Consider the following 17,795-nt stretch of genomic DNA (forward strand, 5'->3'; position numbering starts at 1 on the left):
GTCGTGTTTTCTGCGCTCGGGTTGGCGCTCATCGTGGCGCTCTCGTTCGCCGGCTGGAGGCTGGCCAGGCGTCGGCTGCTCGCCCGCAAGCTCAGGATGTTGCCCGGGGGCAGCTCTGACACCGCGAAGAAGGTCGGCGGGTTCAAAGAGATCGACGCCGAAATCGAGCGCCGGCGTTGCCACTGCGGCGGCCGTATGAAGAGCCTGGGCGAAGGCACCGCCGGTGGCGAAGACAGGCGCGTGCGCGTGGTGCGCGTGGAATGCGACGGCTGCGAAGAGCAGGGGTACCTCTACTTCGACGTGACCGCGGCCTACCACTGATGGCGGATCTGGTGAAAGACGGCCCGCCGCCCTCGTGGCCTGCCGATGCTTATAACGAGCGCCTGGGCCTGTACCTGCTGTTTGTCGAGCTGCCGCGCTGGGAGTGCGTGCATCTCAAGGTCCTGCTCGAGTCCTACGAGGGCGCCGGCGTTATCAGGACCGCGCTGCCGCACTATCGCGAAGGCCGGGCCCTCGTGGCCTTGCTGGCGGTGCCGGGTTCCTGTCAGCAGGTAGTCGCGGTGCTGGCCGACATAGACGACGTGTTGTTGGTGTCCGCGTCCGAGCTGCCGCCCGCGCTGGTCGAGTTGCAGTCCAGCGATCTGCTCGACGAACTGCGCGACTGATCGGTCGGCAGCGACGGAGGTCAGTCGTCGTTGCCTATATCTGAATTGTCAGTGTCGGCCTTGCGGTCGTGGCCGAAAGCCCAGGCGACGCCTATAGAGAGCAGGTACAGCAGCAGCAGCGGCAGCACCATCAGCATCTGCGACACGGCGTCGGGTGGCGTCAGTATGGCGGCCACCACGAACATGACCAGCACCGCGTAGCGTCCTTTCTGCAGCAAGGTTACATGGGTGACCAGCCCCGTTCTGGCCAGGAAGAAAGTCACGATGGGCATCTCGAAGGTGAGGCCGAAGGCCAGCAGCATGCGAGAGGTGAACGACAGGTACTCGCTGATGCGCAGGGTTGGCTCTATGCCTATGCGGCTGTACTCGGCCAGGAAGAAGGGCAAGCCGACGGGGAATACCACTCGGTAGCAGAACACGCCGCCGGCGACGAAAAAAATCGATCCGAAGAACACGAAGGAGCGCAGGTAGCGGATCTCTCCCAGGCGCAGCGCCGGCAGGATGAACAGCCACAGCTGGTAGAGGATGACGGGCAGGGCGACGAACAGCGCTGCTACCAACGCCACCTTCAAGCGCGTGAAAAAAGCCTCGGCCACGCCCGTGCCGATGAGTTTTACCCCCGGTGTTCCCTCGGCAGCGCTGAACAGCGGCGCCGTGAGCAGGTCGAAGAAGAACTCTGAACCGGGGTAGCACAGGGCGAAGGCCGCCAGCGTAGCGACCGCGGCGATGCCCAGCCTGCGCCTTAGTTCTTCGAGGTGGCCGCTGAGCGGGAGCTCGAGCTCGGCCATCAGTCGTCGTTCCGCTTGTCGCCGTCGCCGTCTTTGTCGTCGTCGGTATCGGGCTCAGCCTTGCCAGTCTCGGAACTCTCAGCTTCGGAACTATCAGCCTCGGAACTGGCGGGCGTGCGTTTCTTGTCTATGTTTTTCTCGTGGGCGCTGGCGGCCTGTTCCACCTGGTCCTGCACAACGATGCGCGCGTTGTCGAGCTCGGTGGTGATGTCGGAGGTGGCCCGTCGGAACTCGGCCAGTCCCTTGCCCAGCGACTTTGCCAGGTCGGGTAGCTTCTTCGGGCCTATCACCAGCAGGGCGATGACCAGTATTACAATAAGTTCCGTGGGTCCTATGCCGAACATCGTGCAGGGCTCACGCTAGGTGCGGTGCCTGTGGCTGTCAAGGTAGAGGTCGAGCCGGTTGACAGCGAGCTGCCTGCTGGCCCGGGTCAGCTATCCGGGCTAGACCGAGGTCGTGGCTATCACTGGTTTGCTTCGCGACGACAGGTTCCGTCTCCACGACCCCGGGGCGGGGCATCCCGAGCGCGCCGAACGCCTGGCGGCCCTGGACCTGTTGTTCGACGAGCCGAGGCACTCGTCGCTCGTGCGCGTCGAGGCCCGCGAGGCCAACGACGCGGAGCTGCTGGCGGTGCACGACCAGCAGCACGTTTCGCTGGTGGCCGGTAGCGCCGGCTCCGCGCTCACCCGCTTCGACGCCGACACGGTTGCCTGCAAGGATTCCTTCGAGGCCGCCCGCCTGGCCGCGGGCGGGGCCATGGCCCTGGCCGATGCCATAGTAGAGGGCCGCGTAGACAACGGTTTTGCTGCTCTCAGGCCGCCGGGGCACCACGCCGAGCGCGATCACCCGATGGGGTTCTGCCTGTTCAACAACGTGGCCGTCGTAGCCCAGCACCTGAGACGGGTGCACGGCGTGGAGCGCGTGCTGATCGTGGACTGGGACGTCCACCACGGCAACGGCACCCAGCACCGCTTCTACGACGACCCCGGCGTTATGTACGTTTCGTTGCACCAGTACCCCTGGTATCCGGGCAGCGGCGCTTGTGGAGAAACCGGCCAGGGCCCGGGCGAGGGATTTACCGTCAATCTGCCGATGGCGGCCGGCGCCGACTGGGCCGGCTATGAGTCGGCCTTCAGGGAGGTGCTGCTGCCGGTGGCCTCTGCGTTTGATCCTGACTTCGTACTCGTGTCCGCCGGCTTTGACGCCCACCGAGACGACCCCCTGGCACAGGTTGGCCTGGACGAGCACGACTTTGCCTGCATGGCCTCGGACCTGCTTGAGCTGGCAGACAGCTCGGCCGACGGGCGTGCGATGTTGCTGCTCGAAGGCGGCTACGAGCTGGGCGCGCTGAGCCGTTCGGTGGACTCGGTGCTGGGCGTGCTCGGCGGCCAACGCGTCCGCTGGCCGGGACAGGCCGAGGCCGGCCCCGACACAGAAAAAACCAGGCAGCTTCTCGCAGCGACCTGGGGCCTGTAGGCGTTTCCCGTTTCAGGGCAGCAGCGGAAAAATTTCAAGCGAGGCCGGCGCCAGCTGCTCGAGGTCGAGTTCCTCGGAATCGGCTTCGTCGATGTCCAGCCACGTCTGGTCTTCGTGCTCGGGCTCGCTGCCGCTGCGAAAACACTCGAGCCGTGGGTCTGTGTCTTGCAGGGACGCGCGCTCGCCGGTCTCGTGGTTGATCTGCACGCAGGTTATCCCCGGCGGCATTTCGAACTCCCTTACCGGCAGGCCCTCGTGCGCGCTGGTCATGTAGTCGAGCCACACCGGCGCCGCCACCCGTCCGCCGGTGCCGCGGGTACCGATCTCGCGGCTGTCGTCGTAGCCCACCCATACGCCCGTGAGCAGGTCGGGCGTGAAGCCAACGAACCACGCGTCGCGTTGCTCGTTGGTGGTGCCGGTCTTGCCGCCCGTCGGCCGTCCCAGCGCGCGCACGCCGCGCCCGGTTCCGTTTTCGACCACGCCCCTGAGCAGTCGCGACATCAGGTAGGCCGTCTGCTCGGTGAGCACGCGCACGGGCTCGGGCAGGTTTTCTTCGAGCACGTAGCCGCGTGAGTCTTCAACCCTGGTTATGAAAACCGGCTCGTGCAGGATGCCGCCGTCGGCAAAGGGCGTGTAGGCTCGCAGCAGGTCCTTGAGCGAAACCTCCGAGGTGCCCAGGCCTATGGACAGGTTGCGGCCTATCTTGTTGGTGAAACCGAAGCGCTTTACGTAGTCGACCACGGTGTCCACGCCCAGGTCCTGTACCACTCGCACGGTGACCACGTTGCGCGATTTCTCCAGCGCGCGCCTGAGCGTGGTGGGCCCGTAAAAGCGGCGGCTGTAGTTCTGCGGCCGCCATACGCTCAGGTGGTCTACGTACTGTATGGGTGCGTCGAGAATGACGCTGGCCGGCGTGTAGCCGTTGTCCAACGCGGCAGCGTAAACAAAGGGCTTGAAGGCCGAGCCCGGCTGTCGCCTGGCCTGGGTGGCGCGGTTGAACTCGCTCAGCGCGAAGTCAAAACCGCCGACCATGGCTTTTACCTGTCCCGTTGATGGCTCGACCGACAACAGCGCGAGCTGCACCTGCGGTTCCTGCCGCAGCAGCAGGGTGGGCTTGTCGTCGTGCACCTCGGCTACCAGTTCAACGAGGTCGCCCACGCGGAATCCGCGCGGCGAAACGCCGGGTTTCCACTCCAGCCCGGCCACGTCGATGGCCGACTGCTGGGGACCCACGGCCACCCTGATGATGTCGCCGTTGACGGCCACGACCACGCCCTCGTAGTCTCCGTTTTCGTTGAGCGTCTCCAGGGATTCGTCGGCGCGGTCGGCGGCCAGGCGCTTATCGAGTTCGTCGGCCTCCAGGTGTCCCACCGGCCCGTGGTAGCCCAGCAGCACGTCGATGTTGTAGGCGCCGTCGCGCACGGCCCGTTCGGCCGCCGCCTGCATGTCCAGGTCCATGCTCGTGTAGACCTCGAAACCCTTGTGGTAGGTAGCTTCGCGCCCGTAGGCTTCGGCCAGGTAGCGGCGCACGTACTCGGTGTAGTAGCTGCCCACCTTGCCGGCCCGCTTGCCCCTGGGCTGGACCTCGGCGTGGTGGCTGCTGGCCGAAGCGTAGGTGCGCGTGTCGATAAAACCTTCTTCGTGCATGCGCCTGAGCACGTAGAGTTGTCGCTTGCGCGCGCCCTCGGGGTTGCGCGTGGGTGAGTAGCGGCTGGGAGCCTGCGGCAGCCCGGCCAGCAGGGCCGCTTCGCCGGCGTTGAGCTCGGCTACTTCCTTGCCGAAGTAAGAACGCGCCGCTGCGCCCACACCGTAGTTGCCGTCGCCGAGGTAGATCTCGTTGAGGTAGAGGTAGAGGATCTCGTCCTTGCTCAGCTCTTTCTCGAGCCTGAGCGAGAGCATGATCTCGCGCAGCTTGCGGCGGTAGCTGCGCTCGGGAGACAATACCAGCGATTTGACCACCTGCTGGGTTATGGTGCTGCCGCCCTGTACGACGGTGCCCGCCTTGAGGTTGGCAAGGAAGGCCCGCGCGATACCACGCGGGTCGATGCCACGGTGGCGTCGGAAGTCGGAGTCCTCGGCTGCAATGAAGGCGTTCTGTACCAGCGGCGTGATGTCGTTGACGGCCACCAGGTAGCGTTTCTGAAAATAAAACTCGTCGACCAGGCGCTTGTCGTGGGTGTAAACGCGGGTCGCTACCGGCGGGCGGTAGTCGAGCAGGCCGTCCATGGGTGGCAGCTGCGTCCAGTACTGCTGGTATAGTATCGACCCCAGCACGCCGGCAGCTCCGCCCAGGGTTATGGCGAGCAAGGCAAGAATCCATCGTAAACGTTTCACGGGGGCAACGTGTAAAGGGTATCCACGGTGGGCCCTTTGGTCAACGAAGGGCTTGCGGTCTCGGTCGTCCGGGGACAGGTTCAGCCCGTGGGCAATCGAAATCATTTCGTGCTGGCACTGGGTGGATTCGACCCCAGCTGCGGTGCCGGGGTGCAGGCCGACCTGCGGACTTTTGAGGCCATGGGGGTGGCCGGGGTCACCGTGGTGACGGCCGTGACCGTGCAATCGGGCGGGCCGGTGCTGCGGGTTGAACCCGTGGCCGCTGATCTAGTTGCCGAACAGTTCGATGAGCTGGCCCGCTGCCTTGAGCTGACGGTGGTCAAGTGCGGGCAATTGCCCCTGCCCGAAACCGCCGAGCTGCTGGCCTGTCGCATAGAAAGGCTGGGCCTGCCGCTTGTGCTCGACCCGGTATTTGAAGCGGGGCAGGGCGGGGCGCTGGCCACCGGGCCGGCTCGCGAGGCGGTGGTCGAGAGGCTGTTTTCGCTCAGCACCGTGCTTACCGTGAACGCGCCCGAGGCGGCGGCCTTTACGGGCGCAAAAGTCGATGACCTCGACCAGGCCGAGCGCGCCGCCGAGGCCCTGCTGGCGCGAGGGCCCCAGGCGGTGGTGGTCAAGGGGGGGCACCTGGCCGGCGACCCCGTAGACATACTCGCCACCGCGACAGGCGTATTGCGATTGCCTAACGGCCCACGACGCGGGGCGGCGTTGCACGGAACGGGTTGCGCCTTTGCCAGCGCCCTGGCGGCGGCGCTGGCGCTCGGGTTGGCAATAGAAGACGCGCCCCTCGAAGACGCAGTCCTCGAAGACGCAGTGCGGCAGGCGCAGGCCCACGTTCGCAGCTTGTTTGACGGGGCTGTCGAGCTCGCCGGCGGGGGTTCGATACGGCGGCCTCCGTCTACTACCCCCGGTTCGCAGATGGGGTGATTGTAAGCTGCCCTGCGGCTGTTGTATATTCCGCGCGGCGGGGCGTGGGCGGTTCCAGTAAAAAAAGTGGTCAAGGAAAACGTCGGCATGGTGCCGGCGAGAGTGCCCAGCTGCGCCTTCTCGAACGCATCACCGTGTTGGTCGGGCGCACCGAGGACACCCACGAGGCGCTCGAAGGCGTGGTCAAGCTGGTGGCGTCGCACATGGACGCAGAAGTCTGCTCGCTTTACAGCCACGACGTAGAAAGCGGCAACCTGACCCTGGCCGCTACCCAGGGCCTGCCGGCCCGCAGCATAGGTAGGGTGAGCATGGCGCGCGGCGAGGGGCTGGTCGGCCTGGTGGTCAAATCCAGCGAGCCGCTGCGAGTTGAAGACGCACTGGCCCACGAAGCCTTCAAGTTTTTTCCCGAACTCGGCGAGGAGAAGTACCACTCCTTTCTTGGCGTGCCCGTGGGGGACGGCAGTGGCATGCTGGGCGTGCTGGTCGTGCAGTCACGGCGCCGCCGCAGGTTTACTGATGACGAGGAGCGCCTGGTTCGCGCCGTGGCCGGACACGTACATGCGGTCATGGTCAACGCCCACCTGGCCGATCAACTGCAGCGCGAAGAGGCCGAGCGCGAGCGTTATCGCAGAGGCATGGCGCGGGCCATCAAGAGGCTCGAAAGCTTCGAGAAGCAGGCCGTTGCCACGGCCGAGGAAGATGACGGGGAGAGCCCCAGGCATCTCAACGGGCAAGGTGCTTCGCCCGGTTTCGGCATGGGCCGGGCCTTCTGTGTACGCGAGCCGGCCGACCTCGAGCTGGTCGAAGACAAGCCCGGCGGCGGCGAGTCGGTGGAGCTCAAGCGCTTCAGCGAGGCCTTGGACCGCAGCGCCGGCGAGGTGGAGCAGTCGCGCGTGCGCATGCGCATGCTGGTGCCCGAAGTGGGCGGAGCCCTTTACGAGGCCCTGAAAATGGTGCTCGAAGACCCATCTTTCTCGCGCAAGGTGGGTGAGCAGATATCCGAGGGCATGGCCGCCGAATCGGCGCTCAAGCGGGTTATTAACGAGTATAGCGAGAGTTTCAGGAACATGGCCGACGAGTACCTCAGGGAGCGGGTGGCCGAGGTGCGCGACGTGGGCCAGAGGGTGCTGCGCAACCTGATGGGAGTACGCAGCGTGCTCGACGCCGTGAGCGACGACGCGATACTGGTGGCCCACGAACTATCACTTTCGGATCTCGCCATGGTCGATTACACGAGGCTGCGCGGTATCGTTACCGCCAGCGGTGGCACGACCTCGCACGCGGCCATACTGGCCAAGTCGCTGGAGATACCCACGGTGGTGGGCGTAGAGGGAGTGCTCGAGGCTTGCGGCGATGGCGATCCGATCATCGTTGATGGCAACTCGGGTGCGATCTACATACGCCCCACTGACGAGGTTGACGCTGAGTACCAACGCCTGGATGGCAACTACCGGGCCTTCCAGGAGGAGCTGTCCGACCTGCGCGACGAGCCCGCCGAGACACTGGATGGCTACAGGATATCGCTGATGGCCAACGTGGGTCTGCAGGCCGACCTGGATTTTGCCCGCGAGCATGGAGCCGAGGGCGTGGGCCTGTACCGTACTGAGCTTCCGTTTCTCTCCTACCGTGATTTTCCGGGCGAAGATGAGCAGGTAGCGCTGTACCGCAGCGTGTTCGAAAAGATAGACCCCCAGCCGGTGACCATACGCACACTTGATCTCGGAGCCGACAAGTATCCATTCAGCGGCGAAAGGTCGCCCGAGGCTAACCCCTTCCTCGGCTGGCGGTCGATACGGATATCGCTCGAGGTTGAGAGCCTGTTCCAGGAACAGTTACGGGCCTTACTGCGCGCGGGCAGGGGCTACTCGCTGCGCGTGTTGTTTCCCATGATAACCAGCGTCGAAGAACTGCGCCGGGCCAGGGAGATCTACTCTGAGTGCGTGGCCGATCTTGAATCCGAAGGCGTGGGCCTGCCCGACGACGTTGAACTGGGTGCAATGATCGAGGTGCCGTCGGCCGTGCTGAGGGCCGACACCATCGTCAGGGAAGTCGATTTCGTGTCTATAGGCACCAACGATCTCATCCAGTACACCCTCGCCGTCGACCGCGACAACCGCCGCGTCGCATCAATGTACCAGTCCCTGCACCCCGCCGTGCTCGAATCGGTGGCCAAGGTGGTGCAGGCGGCCCATTCTGCGGGGCGTCGGGTGGCGATGTGCGGGGAGATGGCGGGTGATCCCCTGTGTACGCTTTTTCTTCTCGGTACGGGCATCGACGAACTCAGTATGGGGCCGATTTATATCCCCGTAGTGAAGAAGCTCATACGGGCCGTCAAGCGCGAAGACGCGGAAGTAGTGGCCAAAGAGGTGCTTCGCTACGACACGGTAGAAGAAATAAAGGGATATTTGTTCTCTTCGCTGCGAGATCTCGGCCTTATAGAACTTGTCGAGACTTTTTCGTAAGTTACAGCGTTCGCCGGGGCCGCGGGAAGGCGAAGTTCAGGGCTGAAGAGCACACTTTAGCCCGCATAATCACAGGCAGAACTTGACAGTCGGCCGACTCTCACTAAGCATGGAGCTACTAAAAAAACACGCCCTAGGTGAAGGGGAAAATCATGACAAAGACACAATTGGTAGAAAAACTCGCAGACGCCACCGACTTATCGAAAGCACAGTCGGCCCAGGTGTTGGAAGAACTGTCCCAGATAATCGTTTCGGCGGTTAAAGCTGGGGACCCGGTCAAGCTGCCGGGCCTGGGAACCTTCAAGAAGAGGGAGACCAAGGCCAGGCAGGGTCGTAATCCGCAGACCGGTGAGCCGATTCAGATCCCGGCTCGCACGAAGGCCGCTTTCAGTGTGGCCAAGGCCTTTAAAGAGGCCGTTCTCGGAGCCTGATCGATTGTCCCCCGGGCTCATGCCCGGGGGACATATCGTGTGGTCAGCCTCCAGGCTGGCGTTTCTGCTTGCGGGAACGAAATCGCTCGACGATTCTATCTGTGGCCCGGTAGAATACCGGGACCACCATCAGCGTCAGCACCGTTGACAGGATCATTCCTGTCACCACGGCCACGCCCAACGGTCGCCTGCTCTCGGCGCCTGGACCACTGCCCAACGCTATGGGCAGTATCCCGAATATCGTAGAAAACGCTGTCATCAGTATCGGCCGCAGGCGCACTGCTCCGGCTTCGAGTATGGCTTCGCGTATTTCTACGCCGCGCGCACGCAGGATGTTTATGTAGTCGACCAGCAGTATCGAGTTCTTGGTCACCAGTCCCATGAGCATGATGATGCCGATGAAACTGTACATGTTCAGGGTCATGCCGGTGACCAGCAGTCCCGCGAGGGCACCGAGCACCGCCAGCGGTAGCGCCAGCATGATGGTGATGGGCTGGATAAAACTTTCGAACTGGGCGGCCAGTACAAGGTAGATGGCCATCACCGCGAACAGGAAGGTCAGCGATAGTCCGCGCGAGCCACGGGTATACTCGCGTGACTCCCCGGCAAGATCGGTGGTGAAGCCCTGCGGCAACAGGTCAGCGGCGAGTTGGGAAGTGCGTTCTATGGCCTGCCCCAGTTCCAGGTCCTCCAGGTTGGCCTCCACCACCACGGCCCTCTTGCGGTTGTAGTGTATGACTTCGCTCGGTCCCACGTCTTCGGTCACCGTGACCACGTTTTCAAGCGTCACCAGCTCGCCGCTGCTGGTCCTGACGTAGATGCCCGACAGGTCGCCGGGCGACAGGCGGTGCGCGGCTTCGAGCTGAAGGATCACGTCGTAACGCTCGTTGCCCTGCCTGAATCGCGAAACGTCGGCGCCACCGAGCAGTATGCGCAGCGAGTCGGCTATCTCCAGCGGCGATATGCCCAGGGCTGCTGCCTTTTCGCGGTCTATCTCCACGTTGAGCTGGGGCTTGTTCATCTCGAGGTCGGTGTCGACGTCGATGAAGCCGGGCTCGTCTTCGAGCGCGGTCTTCATCACCAAGGCCTGCCTGGCCAGCTCGTCAAAGTCGTTGTGCTGGATGACGAACTGCAGCGGTTTACTGCGGCGGCTGCGCTGCAGTGCGTTCGAAGTAAGAAAATACGCGTCGGCTCCGGCTATCGAGGCGGCTCTTCCCCTGAGCTCGCCCAGCACTTCGGCCATGCTGCGTTCGCGTTGGTCATGGGGCTGAAGTCCGACGAACATTATGCCGCTGTTCACCTTTCCCGGTCCGCCGCGGGTTATGGCGAGAATGGAAAAGTAGGTTGCCACTTCGGGAGTAGTGTCGAGCAGTTTTTCAACCTGTCGCTGGTAACGATCCTGGTAGTCGAGGGTCGATCCTTCAGGGGTGCTGATAACGGCAACAAAATACCCACGGTCGTCCTGGGGCAGGAACTCTTTGCCCACTAACTTGAACAGCAGCCCGCTCACCACTATCGCTAGCAGCAGCAGCGCCGCCAGCCAGCGTCCGTGGTTGAGCGCCCACTCGAGCGCGCGTCGGTAGCCTCTTGAAAGGGCCTCGACGTCGGAGTCGAAACGCCGCGCCATGCTGCCCAGCACGCCCTCCCTTCGCGTCGTGCTGCCCACCGAAAGGAACCTCGAGCAGAGCATGGGCGTGAGCGTGAGCGCCACGAAACTCGACGCGCTGACGGCCACCGCAACTGCGATGCCGAACTCGTAGAAGAACCTGCCCACCACGCCCGACATGAAGGCAATGGGCACGAATACTGCGAGCAGGGTGAGGGTGGTAGAGATGACCGCGAAGGCTATCTCACCGCTGGCAGTGATGGCCGCCTGTATGCGCGTGGCCCCGTTTTCCATGTGGCGGTATATGTTTTCCACGACGATGATCGCGTCGTCTACCACCACGCCTATCACCAGTGTCAGGGCCAGCAGGGTGAGGTTGTTTATTGAGAAATCGAGGAAGTAGAGCATCCCGAACGCGAACATGATGGCCACCGGCATCGTTATGCTCGGGATCAGCGTGGTGCGCATGCTTTGCAGGAACACAAATATGACCAGCAGCACCAGCACACCGGCCACGACCAGCGACTGCTTTACCTCGCGCACCGAGTCCTCGATGAAGCCCGACTGGTCGTAGGCGATGTCGAGTTTGTAGCCTTCGGGCAGTTGGCCGTCGAGCCGTCGGTGCAGGTCTTTTACACCCCCGGTTACCGTGAGCGTGTTCGACCCCGACTGCTTTACTATGCCCAGTCCCGAGGTGGGCGTGCCGTTGAACCTGGCCCGGGTGCGCTCGTTGTTAAATCCGTAGCGGGCCTTGCCCACGTCACCTACTCGAACCGGGCGCCCGTTTCTCGTCGCGACCACCAGCTCCTCGAACTCTTCGGGCGAAGAAACCTCGCCGTGCGTCCGCACTACGAACTCGCGCCATTGGCCTTCCACGCGGCCCGAGGGAAGCTCGACGTTACGGGTCACCAACGCGCGCTCCACGTCGCCCACCGTGATGCCATGCGCGGCGAGCCTCGAGCGGTTCAGTTCTATGCGTATGGCCTTGCGGTTGGACCCACCCACGAGCACGCTGCCCACGCCGGGCACACCCTGGGCCAGCGGCTTGATGACCTTGTCGACCATGTGCATGCGTTCAAAGGGGTTGCGGGTACTCGAGTGCAGGGCGAGCCACATGATGGCCTGTGCGTCGATGTCGACCTTGGATACGCGGGGCTGCTGGGCGTCTTCGGGCAGCCGCCTGCGCACGCGCGAAACCTTGTCGCGCACGTCCTGGGCGGCGGAGTCTATGTCGCGGTGGAGCTCAAACTGCAGGGTGATGCTACTGACCTGCTCGGTCGATACCGAGCGGATGAACTGCACGCCTTCTATGCCGTTGAGTTCTTCTTCGAGCACCTCGGTGATCTCGGTTTCTACTACCTGCGCACTGGCGCCGGGCAGCACCGTGGAAACCGAGATGACCGGAAAGTCGACGGCGGGTAGTTCGCGGACCGGCAGGCGCGAGTAGCCAACGAGTCCTACCGCGAGCAGCGACAGCGACAACACGGTGGCCAGGACGGGGCGCTTGATACAGATCTCGGGCAGGAACATGGCTTCAGTCGTCGAGGCCGGTGGCCACGGGGTCTCCGTCGGCCAGGCGATGCTGGCCCGCAATTACCACCTGCTCGCCGGCCTCCATGCCCGCGCGCAGCTCGACTCCCCCGGGAAGACGCTCGCCCAGGGTCACGGACCTGCGCAGGGCCTTGCCGTCGGTGACCACGAACACCCAGTGCTCTCCACCTACGCCCAGGATGGCCTGTTCGGGGACAACCACGCTGTCGGGGCGTGACTCGAGCACCAGGCTCAGCTCCACGAACTGTCCGTCTCGAAGCAGGCCGTCCTGGTTGCTGACTTCGGCCTTGAGTCTCAGCTGCCGGGTTTCGCTGTCCACGGCGGGGTCTATGAAATTGACCATGCCCTGCACGACTTCGGATCGTCCGGGTACCGTGACACGAACGGGTGTGGACTCCTTGACCAGGGCCGCGTGCTTGTCGGGAACGCCAAAGCTTATTTCCACCGGCGTGGAGTCGGTGACAACGACCAGGGTCGCGCCTGAGCGAACAAAGTTGCCGATGTCGTAGTGCCTGTATCCTGACTCGCCATCGAAGGGGGCCAGCAGCCGGTACTCTTCGAGCCCGCGGGTGGCGAGGTCGAGTGAGGCTTCGTTCTCGCGCACGGATGCCTGCGCCCCGAGGTGGTCGGCCCGGGCGGCCTCGAGTTCTTCGACCGATACCAGCTCGTCGCCGAAAAGCCGCTCGATTCTGGACTGCCGTTGCCTGCTGACCACGGCGCGGGCAACGGCGTTGTCCAGCGCCGCGCGGGCCACGTTGACCGACGCGCGGGCCTTGCTGTCGTCGAGTTGCACGAGCATCTGGCCCCGGGAGACGGTAGCGCCTTCTTCGAATCCCAGCCCGGTGATGACGCCGTCGACCTGCGGGCTTATTTCGGCCCTGAGGCTGGCCTTGACGTTGCCCACCGCGTCAAAGCGCACTTCGACCATGCGGCTTTCGGCTTCCGCGAGGGTGACGGCAGCGCGCCGTTCGGGCCGCGAAGAATCGTCGTCCGAGCAGCCGCAGGCCAACAGCACGAGCGTGCAGCAGGAGGTCAGTACGATGAGCCGACGTGCGGATAAATTAAGGTCGAACATGGCAACGATAGAAGATTGAGGGGGCACCGCGCCAGCCGTGCAGCAGCCCAGTGTCCGAGATTAGCAGGCACAGGGCAAACAGGTAGGGGTAAAACAGCCGCCACGGGGGTCGTTCGCCCCCTCACACGGGGGGGTAGGCCCGGTTGTGCGCGTTGGTGTCAGCCTAGGTGATTTGAGAGCCAGTCGATCAGGGCCTTGGTGGCGTCGGGGCGCAGTCCGAGACCCGGCGAGCCCTTGTCCGATACTTCCTGCATCAGCGAAGAGTCGCTTCCCTCGATGCTGACGAGCGTGGTTTCAAGCTTCGAGCCCTCATTGTGTTCGCGGGCGTCGAGCACGAAACGCCCGCGCTGGTACAGGTCATCGGGGTACTTGTCACCCACGACCAGCAGCAGCGGCGAAGTGAGCGACAACGCGAGTCGCTCGCCCACCTGGTTGCCCAGCAGGGCGACTCCATTCAGGGGGTTAATATTCTCAAAACGCTCAAATATGGCGCCTATGGTTGCGGTGCCACTGCCGTGTCCGACCAGGAACACTCGCCCGGTGTCCACGCGGGCGTGGTCGATGGCCCGCGTGTAGGCCTCCAGCGCGTTGGACCTGTCTGTGGCCCAGTGTCCGGGGCTGCTTCGGCCCGCGCCCGGCGCGTCAAAGCGGAAGACCGCGTAGCCCTTGTCTACCAGCAACTCGGCCAGGCGCTCATACACACCCTTGCCGAGTTCAAAGTCCGCTCCCGGCGGCCAGCCGTTTCGGTCCACGCGTCCACCCGGGGGAATGATGACCACCAGTGGCGCCAGCCCCGCTGACGGAAAATCCCACTGCGCGGCGAGCACGGCGTCCACGCTTTTGAACGTGGTCTGCACCGTGGACGGGCGCTTTTCGATTTCGCCGCCACCCCCTGTGACGGCCGCCGTCGCTGTGCCTGTCGCCAGCAGCAGGCCGAAAGCCAGTGTTGCTAGAGCTTTCGTTTTGCGAAGTACCAATCGGTGACCTCCAGGCCGGTGTCCTTCGTCCGTTGCTCGGCATCGCTCACGGTCAGCGGTGGCGGTTGGATGACGTCATCGCCTTCCTTCCATCCCTCGGGTGTAGCCACCGCGTGCTCGGTCGTGGTCTGCAGCGACACAAGCAACCTGAAAATCTCGTCGACGCTACGACCGTTGGTGAGCGGGTAGTAGACCATGGCGCGCAGCAGGCCCTCGGGGTCGATGACAAACACGCAACGAACGGTGGCCGTGTTGCTCGCGCCCGGGTGCAGCATGCCGTAGGCCGTGGCCACAGTGGTGTCGAGGTCGGCGATCAGGGGAAAGGGTATCTCGACGTCGAAGTTCGACTTGATGTTCTGCACCCAGGCGATGTGCGAGTAGATGCTGTCGATGGAAAGTCCGATGAGCTGCACGCCCCTGGCGGCAAACTCGTCGTTGCGGCGGGCGAACTCCATCAGCTCGGTGGTGCAGACCGGGGTGAAGTCGGCGGGATGTGAGAACAGCACCACCCACTTGCCCTTGAAGTCCTCGAGCTTGATAGGTCCGTGTGTTGATACGGCCTCAAACGCGGGCGCGGGCTCAAGCAGCCTGGGCAGGGACGTTACTGCCTGTTCGGTAGTGTTTTCGCTCATGTCGTGTGTCTCCGGTCCAGCGGCGGCCTGCCGCGGGCTCGGGCCTAATGTGCTGCCCGGGTGGCTGTCTTGTCAAGGCGCGGCAGCCCGGGCGGGCAGCGCCGGCCCTTGCTTATCGGTCGTATGCGCTCGGCGGGCTCAGAACTGTTCGTCGTCAAGCGGGCGGTACTGAAGTGCTTCGGACAGGTGCGCGCAGCTCACTTCGCTCTCGCCGCCGAGGTCGGCGATGGTCGACGACACGGCCTGCAGGCTGCGAGTTGACCGAGCCGACAGGTCCATGGCCTCGCTGGCCTTGCCCAGGAGTTCTTCTGCTGCCGAGGAAAACGGCAGGCGAGTTCGGCCGCGCAGGTGGCGGCGCCCTGCCGCGCTTTGTACACGTTTGCGGACGGTAGCCGAGTTTTCAGGGCTCGTGCCCGGATCCATTTCGGCAAAGCTGATCCTGGGCACGTGTATGTGCAGGTCTATGCGGTCGAGCAGCGGGCCGCTAATGCGATTCCTGTAACGCCGCAGTTGATGGTCGCTGCAGCGACACTCGCGCCCCGTGCAGCCCCTGAAACCGCAGGGGCAGGGGTTCATGGCGGCAACGAGGAGAAAGTCGGCAGGGAAGGTCACGCTGCCCGCTGCGCGACATATGGTGAGCTCCGCTTCTTCCAGCGGCTGCCGCAGCTGGTTGAGCACGGCCGGCGAGAACTCGGGCAGCTCGTCGAGGAAGAGCACGCCCCGGTGCGCCAGGCTGATCTCTCCAGGTCGTATGCCTGGCCCGCCTCCGCCCACCAGGCCGGGGCCGCTCACCGCGTGGTGGGGTGCGCGAAAGGGCCGCTCGGTCACCAGGGCGCCACCGGCCACGCCCGCCACGCTGTGCACGGTGGTGACCTCCATGGCTTCGGCCACCGAGAGTGCCGGTAGCAAGCCGGGTAGCCTGCGTGCGAGCATGGTTTTGCCTGCGCCCGGTGGACCGCTCATGAGCATGTGGTGGCGGCCGGCGGCGGCGATCTCCAGTGCCCGGCGCGCCGATTGCTGACCGTGTACGTCGATGAGGTCGGAATCGGTGTCGGCTCGCTGGGCCAGCAGCGCCTCGGCGTTGACCACTACCGCCGCCGCCTTGAAGCCCGAGCGCAGCAGCGAGAGGGTTTCCCCGAGGCTGTCGACACCGTACACGGCGAGGCCGCCGGCAAGCGCGGCCTCTTCGGCGTTGGCGCGCGGCAGCACCAGTCGCTCGAGCCCGCGGCGCGAGGCGCACAGGGCGGCCGGCAGGGCGCCGTTTACTGCGCGCACCTGCCCGTCCAGGCCGAGCTCTCCGAGGAAGGCCGTGCCACGCACCTGCTCGGTGTCGCTCAGCCCGGCGGCCGTAAGCAGGGCGATGGCGATCGACAGGTCGAAGGCCGAGCCCGCCTTGCGCCGGGACGCCGGCGACAGGTTCACAAGGCCACGCCCGCGAGGAAAGTCAGGGGTGGTGGCCCTTATGGCCGACCGCACGCGCTCGCGGCCCTCCCTGACGGCGGTATCGGGCAGTCCTACGAAGGTGAGCTGGGGCAGGCCGGTGGAAACGCTGGCCTCCACGCGGACCAGGTAGCCTTCGACGCCTTCGTGCGCACAGGTATTGGTACTAGCCAGCACCCCGCTAATCTGTCAGGTCGGCGCGTGGTTACTCAACGCATTGGATGTAATATAACGGTGACTGGGCCGTGAGACAGTGATATTGAAGAGCCGGATAAAGAGAAGCCTATGCTTGTGATGGTAGACAACTACGACTCGTTCACCTGGAACCTCGTCCAGTACCTTGGTGAACTCGGTGCCGATGTGGTTGTTCATCGCAACGACGAGGTAACTCCGGAAGAAATAGAGCAGGCCGGGCCCCGCGGGGTGGTGGTGTCGCCTGGCCCGTGCACGCCGCGTGAGGCGGGTATCTCGGTGGAAGTCGTTCGTCGCTTCGCCGGCAAGCTGCCCGTGCTGGGGGTCTGCCTGGGCCACCAGTGTATCGCCAGCGCCTTCGGTGGCAAGGTGGTGAGGGCCGACAGGCTGATGCACGGCAAGACCTCGCCCGTGGAGCACGACGGCCAGGGTGTCTTCAAGGACCTGCCGCAGGGTTTTATCGCCACGCGCTATCACTCGCTGGTGGTCGAGAGAGAAAGCCTGCCCGCCGAGCTCGAGGTCAGCGCTTGGACGGCCGAGGGCGAGATCATGGGCATACGCCACAAGCAGTTGCAGGTTGAAGGCGTGCAGTTTCATCCCGAGTCGATACTCACCAGCGAGGGCAAGGCGTTGCTCGGCAACTTTCTCGGCATGGTCACCGGCGGCGAGTCGGGTCCATGAAGAGTCGGCCCGCGCGCGCTCTCGGGCTGGCGTTGATGGCGCTGCTGGTTGTTGTCGGCGGCTGTGGCCCGCGCCGTGCCCCCGGACCATCCGGCGGCGGCTCTTCGGGGCCGGCTTCGATCAGCCGAACGCCAGGCGGGGTGGCCGTACCCTCGGGCTACCAGGCCGCCGTCAGCCTTGGCTCGGCGGCCGATGGGTGGGTCGTACTGCTGGCCGACCGGCTGCGCGACGGTGATTTTCGCTTGGCCCGGATGGGCAACAGGGTAAAGGCCAACCGCAGGGTCACGCTCGAAGACGGCAACAGCGTAACCCTGCTCGGACACAGCTACCCGGTAGAAAGCGCCGACGGTGCCGGTCCTTTCGTGTTGCGGCTGGAAGCCGAAGTTTTCAATCGTGACGGCGGTGCCCTGCTGGCCCTTTCCTGGAGCAGCCCGGGGCTCGAGTTTTCGCTCGACACGCTCGAACGTTTTCTGCGCGATGTCGCAGTCGACACCAACGCTTCCGACACCAACGCTTCCGACAGCGCTGCGGCCGGCCCACCCGACATCCATTAACTCCAAG

General features: G+C 64.4%; 16 protein-coding genes. 8 read left to right on the forward strand and 8 right to left on the reverse strand.

The features are described from left to right. Positions 1 to 3: 3 nt before the first annotated feature. Positions 4 to 321, forward strand: a complete 318-nt coding sequence (locus EYQ35_11535) for a hypothetical protein (GenBank protein ID HIF64767.1) — start codon at positions 4 to 6, stop codon at positions 319 to 321. Continuing rightward, on the forward strand, positions 321 to 665 hold the full coding sequence (locus EYQ35_11540) for a hypothetical protein (GenBank protein HIF64768.1): 345 nt from the start codon (positions 321 to 323) through the stop codon (positions 663 to 665). The genes EYQ35_11535 and EYQ35_11540 overlap by 1 nt, the downstream gene beginning before the upstream one ends. A 20-nt stretch (positions 666 to 685) precedes the next feature. Here the strand turns inward: EYQ35_11540 and tatC are convergent, their stop codons facing one another. Continuing rightward, positions 686 to 1,453, reverse strand: a complete 768-nt coding sequence (gene tatC, locus EYQ35_11545) for a twin-arginine translocase subunit TatC (GenBank protein ID HIF64769.1) — start codon at positions 1,451 to 1,453, stop codon at positions 686 to 688. Next, positions 1,453 to 1,797: a twin-arginine translocase TatA/TatE family subunit gene (gene tatA, locus EYQ35_11550; protein ID HIF64770.1), complete on the reverse strand. Its 345-nt coding sequence runs from the start codon at positions 1,795 to 1,797 to the stop codon at positions 1,453 to 1,455. The genes tatC and tatA overlap by 1 nt, the downstream gene beginning before the upstream one ends. Before the next feature lie 112 nt (positions 1,798 to 1,909). On the opposite strand from tatA, the gene EYQ35_11555 reads away from it, so the two are divergent. Then, positions 1,910 to 2,929 carry a histone deacetylase gene (locus tag EYQ35_11555; GenBank protein HIF64771.1) on the forward strand — a complete coding sequence of 340 codons (1,020 nt, stop codon included), beginning with the start codon at positions 1,910 to 1,912 and terminating at the stop codon, positions 2,927 to 2,929. A gap of 12 nt (positions 2,930 to 2,941) precedes the next feature. On the opposite strand, the gene EYQ35_11560 is transcribed toward EYQ35_11555, so the two are convergent. Then, on the reverse strand, positions 2,942 to 5,368 hold the full coding sequence (locus tag EYQ35_11560; GenBank protein ID HIF64772.1) for a PBP1A family penicillin-binding protein: 2,427 nt from the start codon (positions 5,366 to 5,368) through the stop codon (positions 2,942 to 2,944). On the opposite strand from EYQ35_11560, the gene EYQ35_11565 reads away from it, so the two are divergent. The 3 genes from EYQ35_11565 (at position 5,291) to EYQ35_11575 (ending at position 9,080) form a co-directional block, all read left to right on the forward strand. Further along, positions 5,291 to 6,187, forward strand: a complete 897-nt coding sequence (locus EYQ35_11565) for a bifunctional hydroxymethylpyrimidine kinase/phosphomethylpyrimidine kinase (GenBank protein ID HIF64773.1) — start codon at positions 5,291 to 5,293, stop codon at positions 6,185 to 6,187. The two genes, EYQ35_11560 and EYQ35_11565, sit on opposite strands and share 78 nt — an antisense overlap. Further along, positions 6,184 to 8,649, forward strand: coding sequence for a phosphoenolpyruvate--protein phosphotransferase (gene ptsP / locus EYQ35_11570; GenBank protein HIF64774.1), 2,466 nt, complete (start codon positions 6,184 to 6,186; stop codon positions 8,647 to 8,649). Before EYQ35_11565 ends, ptsP begins: the two co-directional genes overlap by 4 nt. Positions 8,650 to 8,801: 152 nt before the next feature. Continuing rightward, positions 8,802 to 9,080, forward strand: a complete 279-nt coding sequence (locus EYQ35_11575) for an HU family DNA-binding protein (protein ID HIF64775.1) — start codon at positions 8,802 to 8,804, stop codon at positions 9,078 to 9,080. A gap of 43 nt (positions 9,081 to 9,123) precedes the next feature. Here EYQ35_11575 and EYQ35_11580 read toward each other — a convergent pair whose 3' ends face one another. From EYQ35_11580 to EYQ35_11600, 5 genes are all read right to left on the reverse strand, one after another. Next, complete coding sequence (locus EYQ35_11580; protein HIF64776.1) at positions 9,124 to 12,216, reverse strand: efflux RND transporter permease subunit; 3,093 nt, start codon at positions 12,214 to 12,216, stop codon at positions 9,124 to 9,126. 4 nt (positions 12,217 to 12,220) lie between these two features. After that, entirely contained in the window at positions 12,221 to 13,339 is a 1,119-nt protein-coding gene (locus tag EYQ35_11585; GenBank protein ID HIF64777.1) for an efflux RND transporter periplasmic adaptor subunit, read from the reverse strand. Positions 13,340 to 13,470: 131 nt separating this feature from the next. Beyond that, positions 13,471 to 14,289, reverse strand: coding sequence for an alpha/beta fold hydrolase (locus EYQ35_11590; GenBank protein HIF64778.1), 819 nt, complete (start codon positions 14,287 to 14,289; stop codon positions 13,471 to 13,473). Further along, on the reverse strand, positions 14,262 to 14,921 hold the full coding sequence (locus EYQ35_11595) for a peroxiredoxin (protein HIF64779.1): 660 nt from the start codon (positions 14,919 to 14,921) through the stop codon (positions 14,262 to 14,264). Before EYQ35_11595 ends, EYQ35_11590 begins: the two co-directional genes overlap by 28 nt. Positions 14,922 to 15,059: 138 nt before the next feature. Next, the gene (locus tag EYQ35_11600) at positions 15,060 to 16,538 is read right to left on the reverse strand and encodes an ATP-binding protein (protein HIF64780.1); all 1,479 of its coding nucleotides are present in this window, start codon (positions 16,536 to 16,538) and stop codon (positions 15,060 to 15,062) included. Between the two features lie 108 nt (positions 16,539 to 16,646). On the opposite strand from EYQ35_11600, the gene EYQ35_11605 reads away from it, so the two are divergent. Further along, positions 16,647 to 17,234 (forward strand): aminodeoxychorismate/anthranilate synthase component II, encoded by a 588-nt coding sequence (locus EYQ35_11605; protein HIF64781.1) that lies wholly within the window; start codon positions 16,647 to 16,649, stop codon positions 17,232 to 17,234. Then, positions 17,231 to 17,788 (forward strand): hypothetical protein, encoded by a 558-nt coding sequence (locus EYQ35_11610; protein ID HIF64782.1) that lies wholly within the window; start codon positions 17,231 to 17,233, stop codon positions 17,786 to 17,788. Before EYQ35_11605 ends, EYQ35_11610 begins: the two co-directional genes overlap by 4 nt. The last annotated feature ends 7 nt before the right edge of the window (positions 17,789 to 17,795 follow it).

This window comes from Candidatus Binatota bacterium (assembly GCA_012960245.1).
Taxonomy (GTDB): Bacteria; Desulfobacterota; Binatia; order UBA1149; family UBA1149; genus UBA1149.

What these genes read in the sequence shown, in the direction of transcription:
- EYQ35_11560 (HIF64772.1), bottom strand. Translation starts at nt 5,368, where the DNA reads ATGATTTCGATTGCCCACGGGCTGAACCTGTCCCCGGACGACCGAGAC.
- EYQ35_11610 (HIF64782.1), top strand. Translation starts at nt 17,231, where the DNA reads ATGAAGAGTCGGCCCGCGCGCGCTCTCGGGCTGGCGTTGATGGCGCTG.
- EYQ35_11605 (HIF64781.1), top strand. Translation starts at nt 16,647, where the DNA reads ATGCTTGTGATGGTAGACAACTACGACTCGTTCACCTGGAACCTCGTC.
- EYQ35_11575 (HIF64775.1), top strand. Translation starts at nt 8,802, where the DNA reads ATGACAAAGACACAATTGGTAGAAAAACTCGCAGACGCCACCGACTTA.
- tatC (HIF64769.1), bottom strand. Translation starts at nt 1,453, where the DNA reads ATGGCCGAGCTCGAGCTCCCGCTCAGCGGCCACCTCGAAGAACTAAGG.
- EYQ35_11540 (HIF64768.1), top strand. Translation starts at nt 321, where the DNA reads ATGGCGGATCTGGTGAAAGACGGCCCGCCGCCCTCGTGGCCTGCCGAT.
- EYQ35_11580 (HIF64776.1), bottom strand. Translation starts at nt 12,216, where the DNA reads ATGTTCCTGCCCGAGATCTGTATCAAGCGCCCCGTCCTGGCCACCGTG.
- tatA (HIF64770.1), bottom strand. Translation starts at nt 1,797, where the DNA reads ATGTTCGGCATAGGACCCACGGAACTTATTGTAATACTGGTCATCGCC.
- EYQ35_11595 (HIF64779.1), bottom strand. Translation starts at nt 14,921, where the DNA reads ATGAGCGAAAACACTACCGAACAGGCAGTAACGTCCCTGCCCAGGCTG.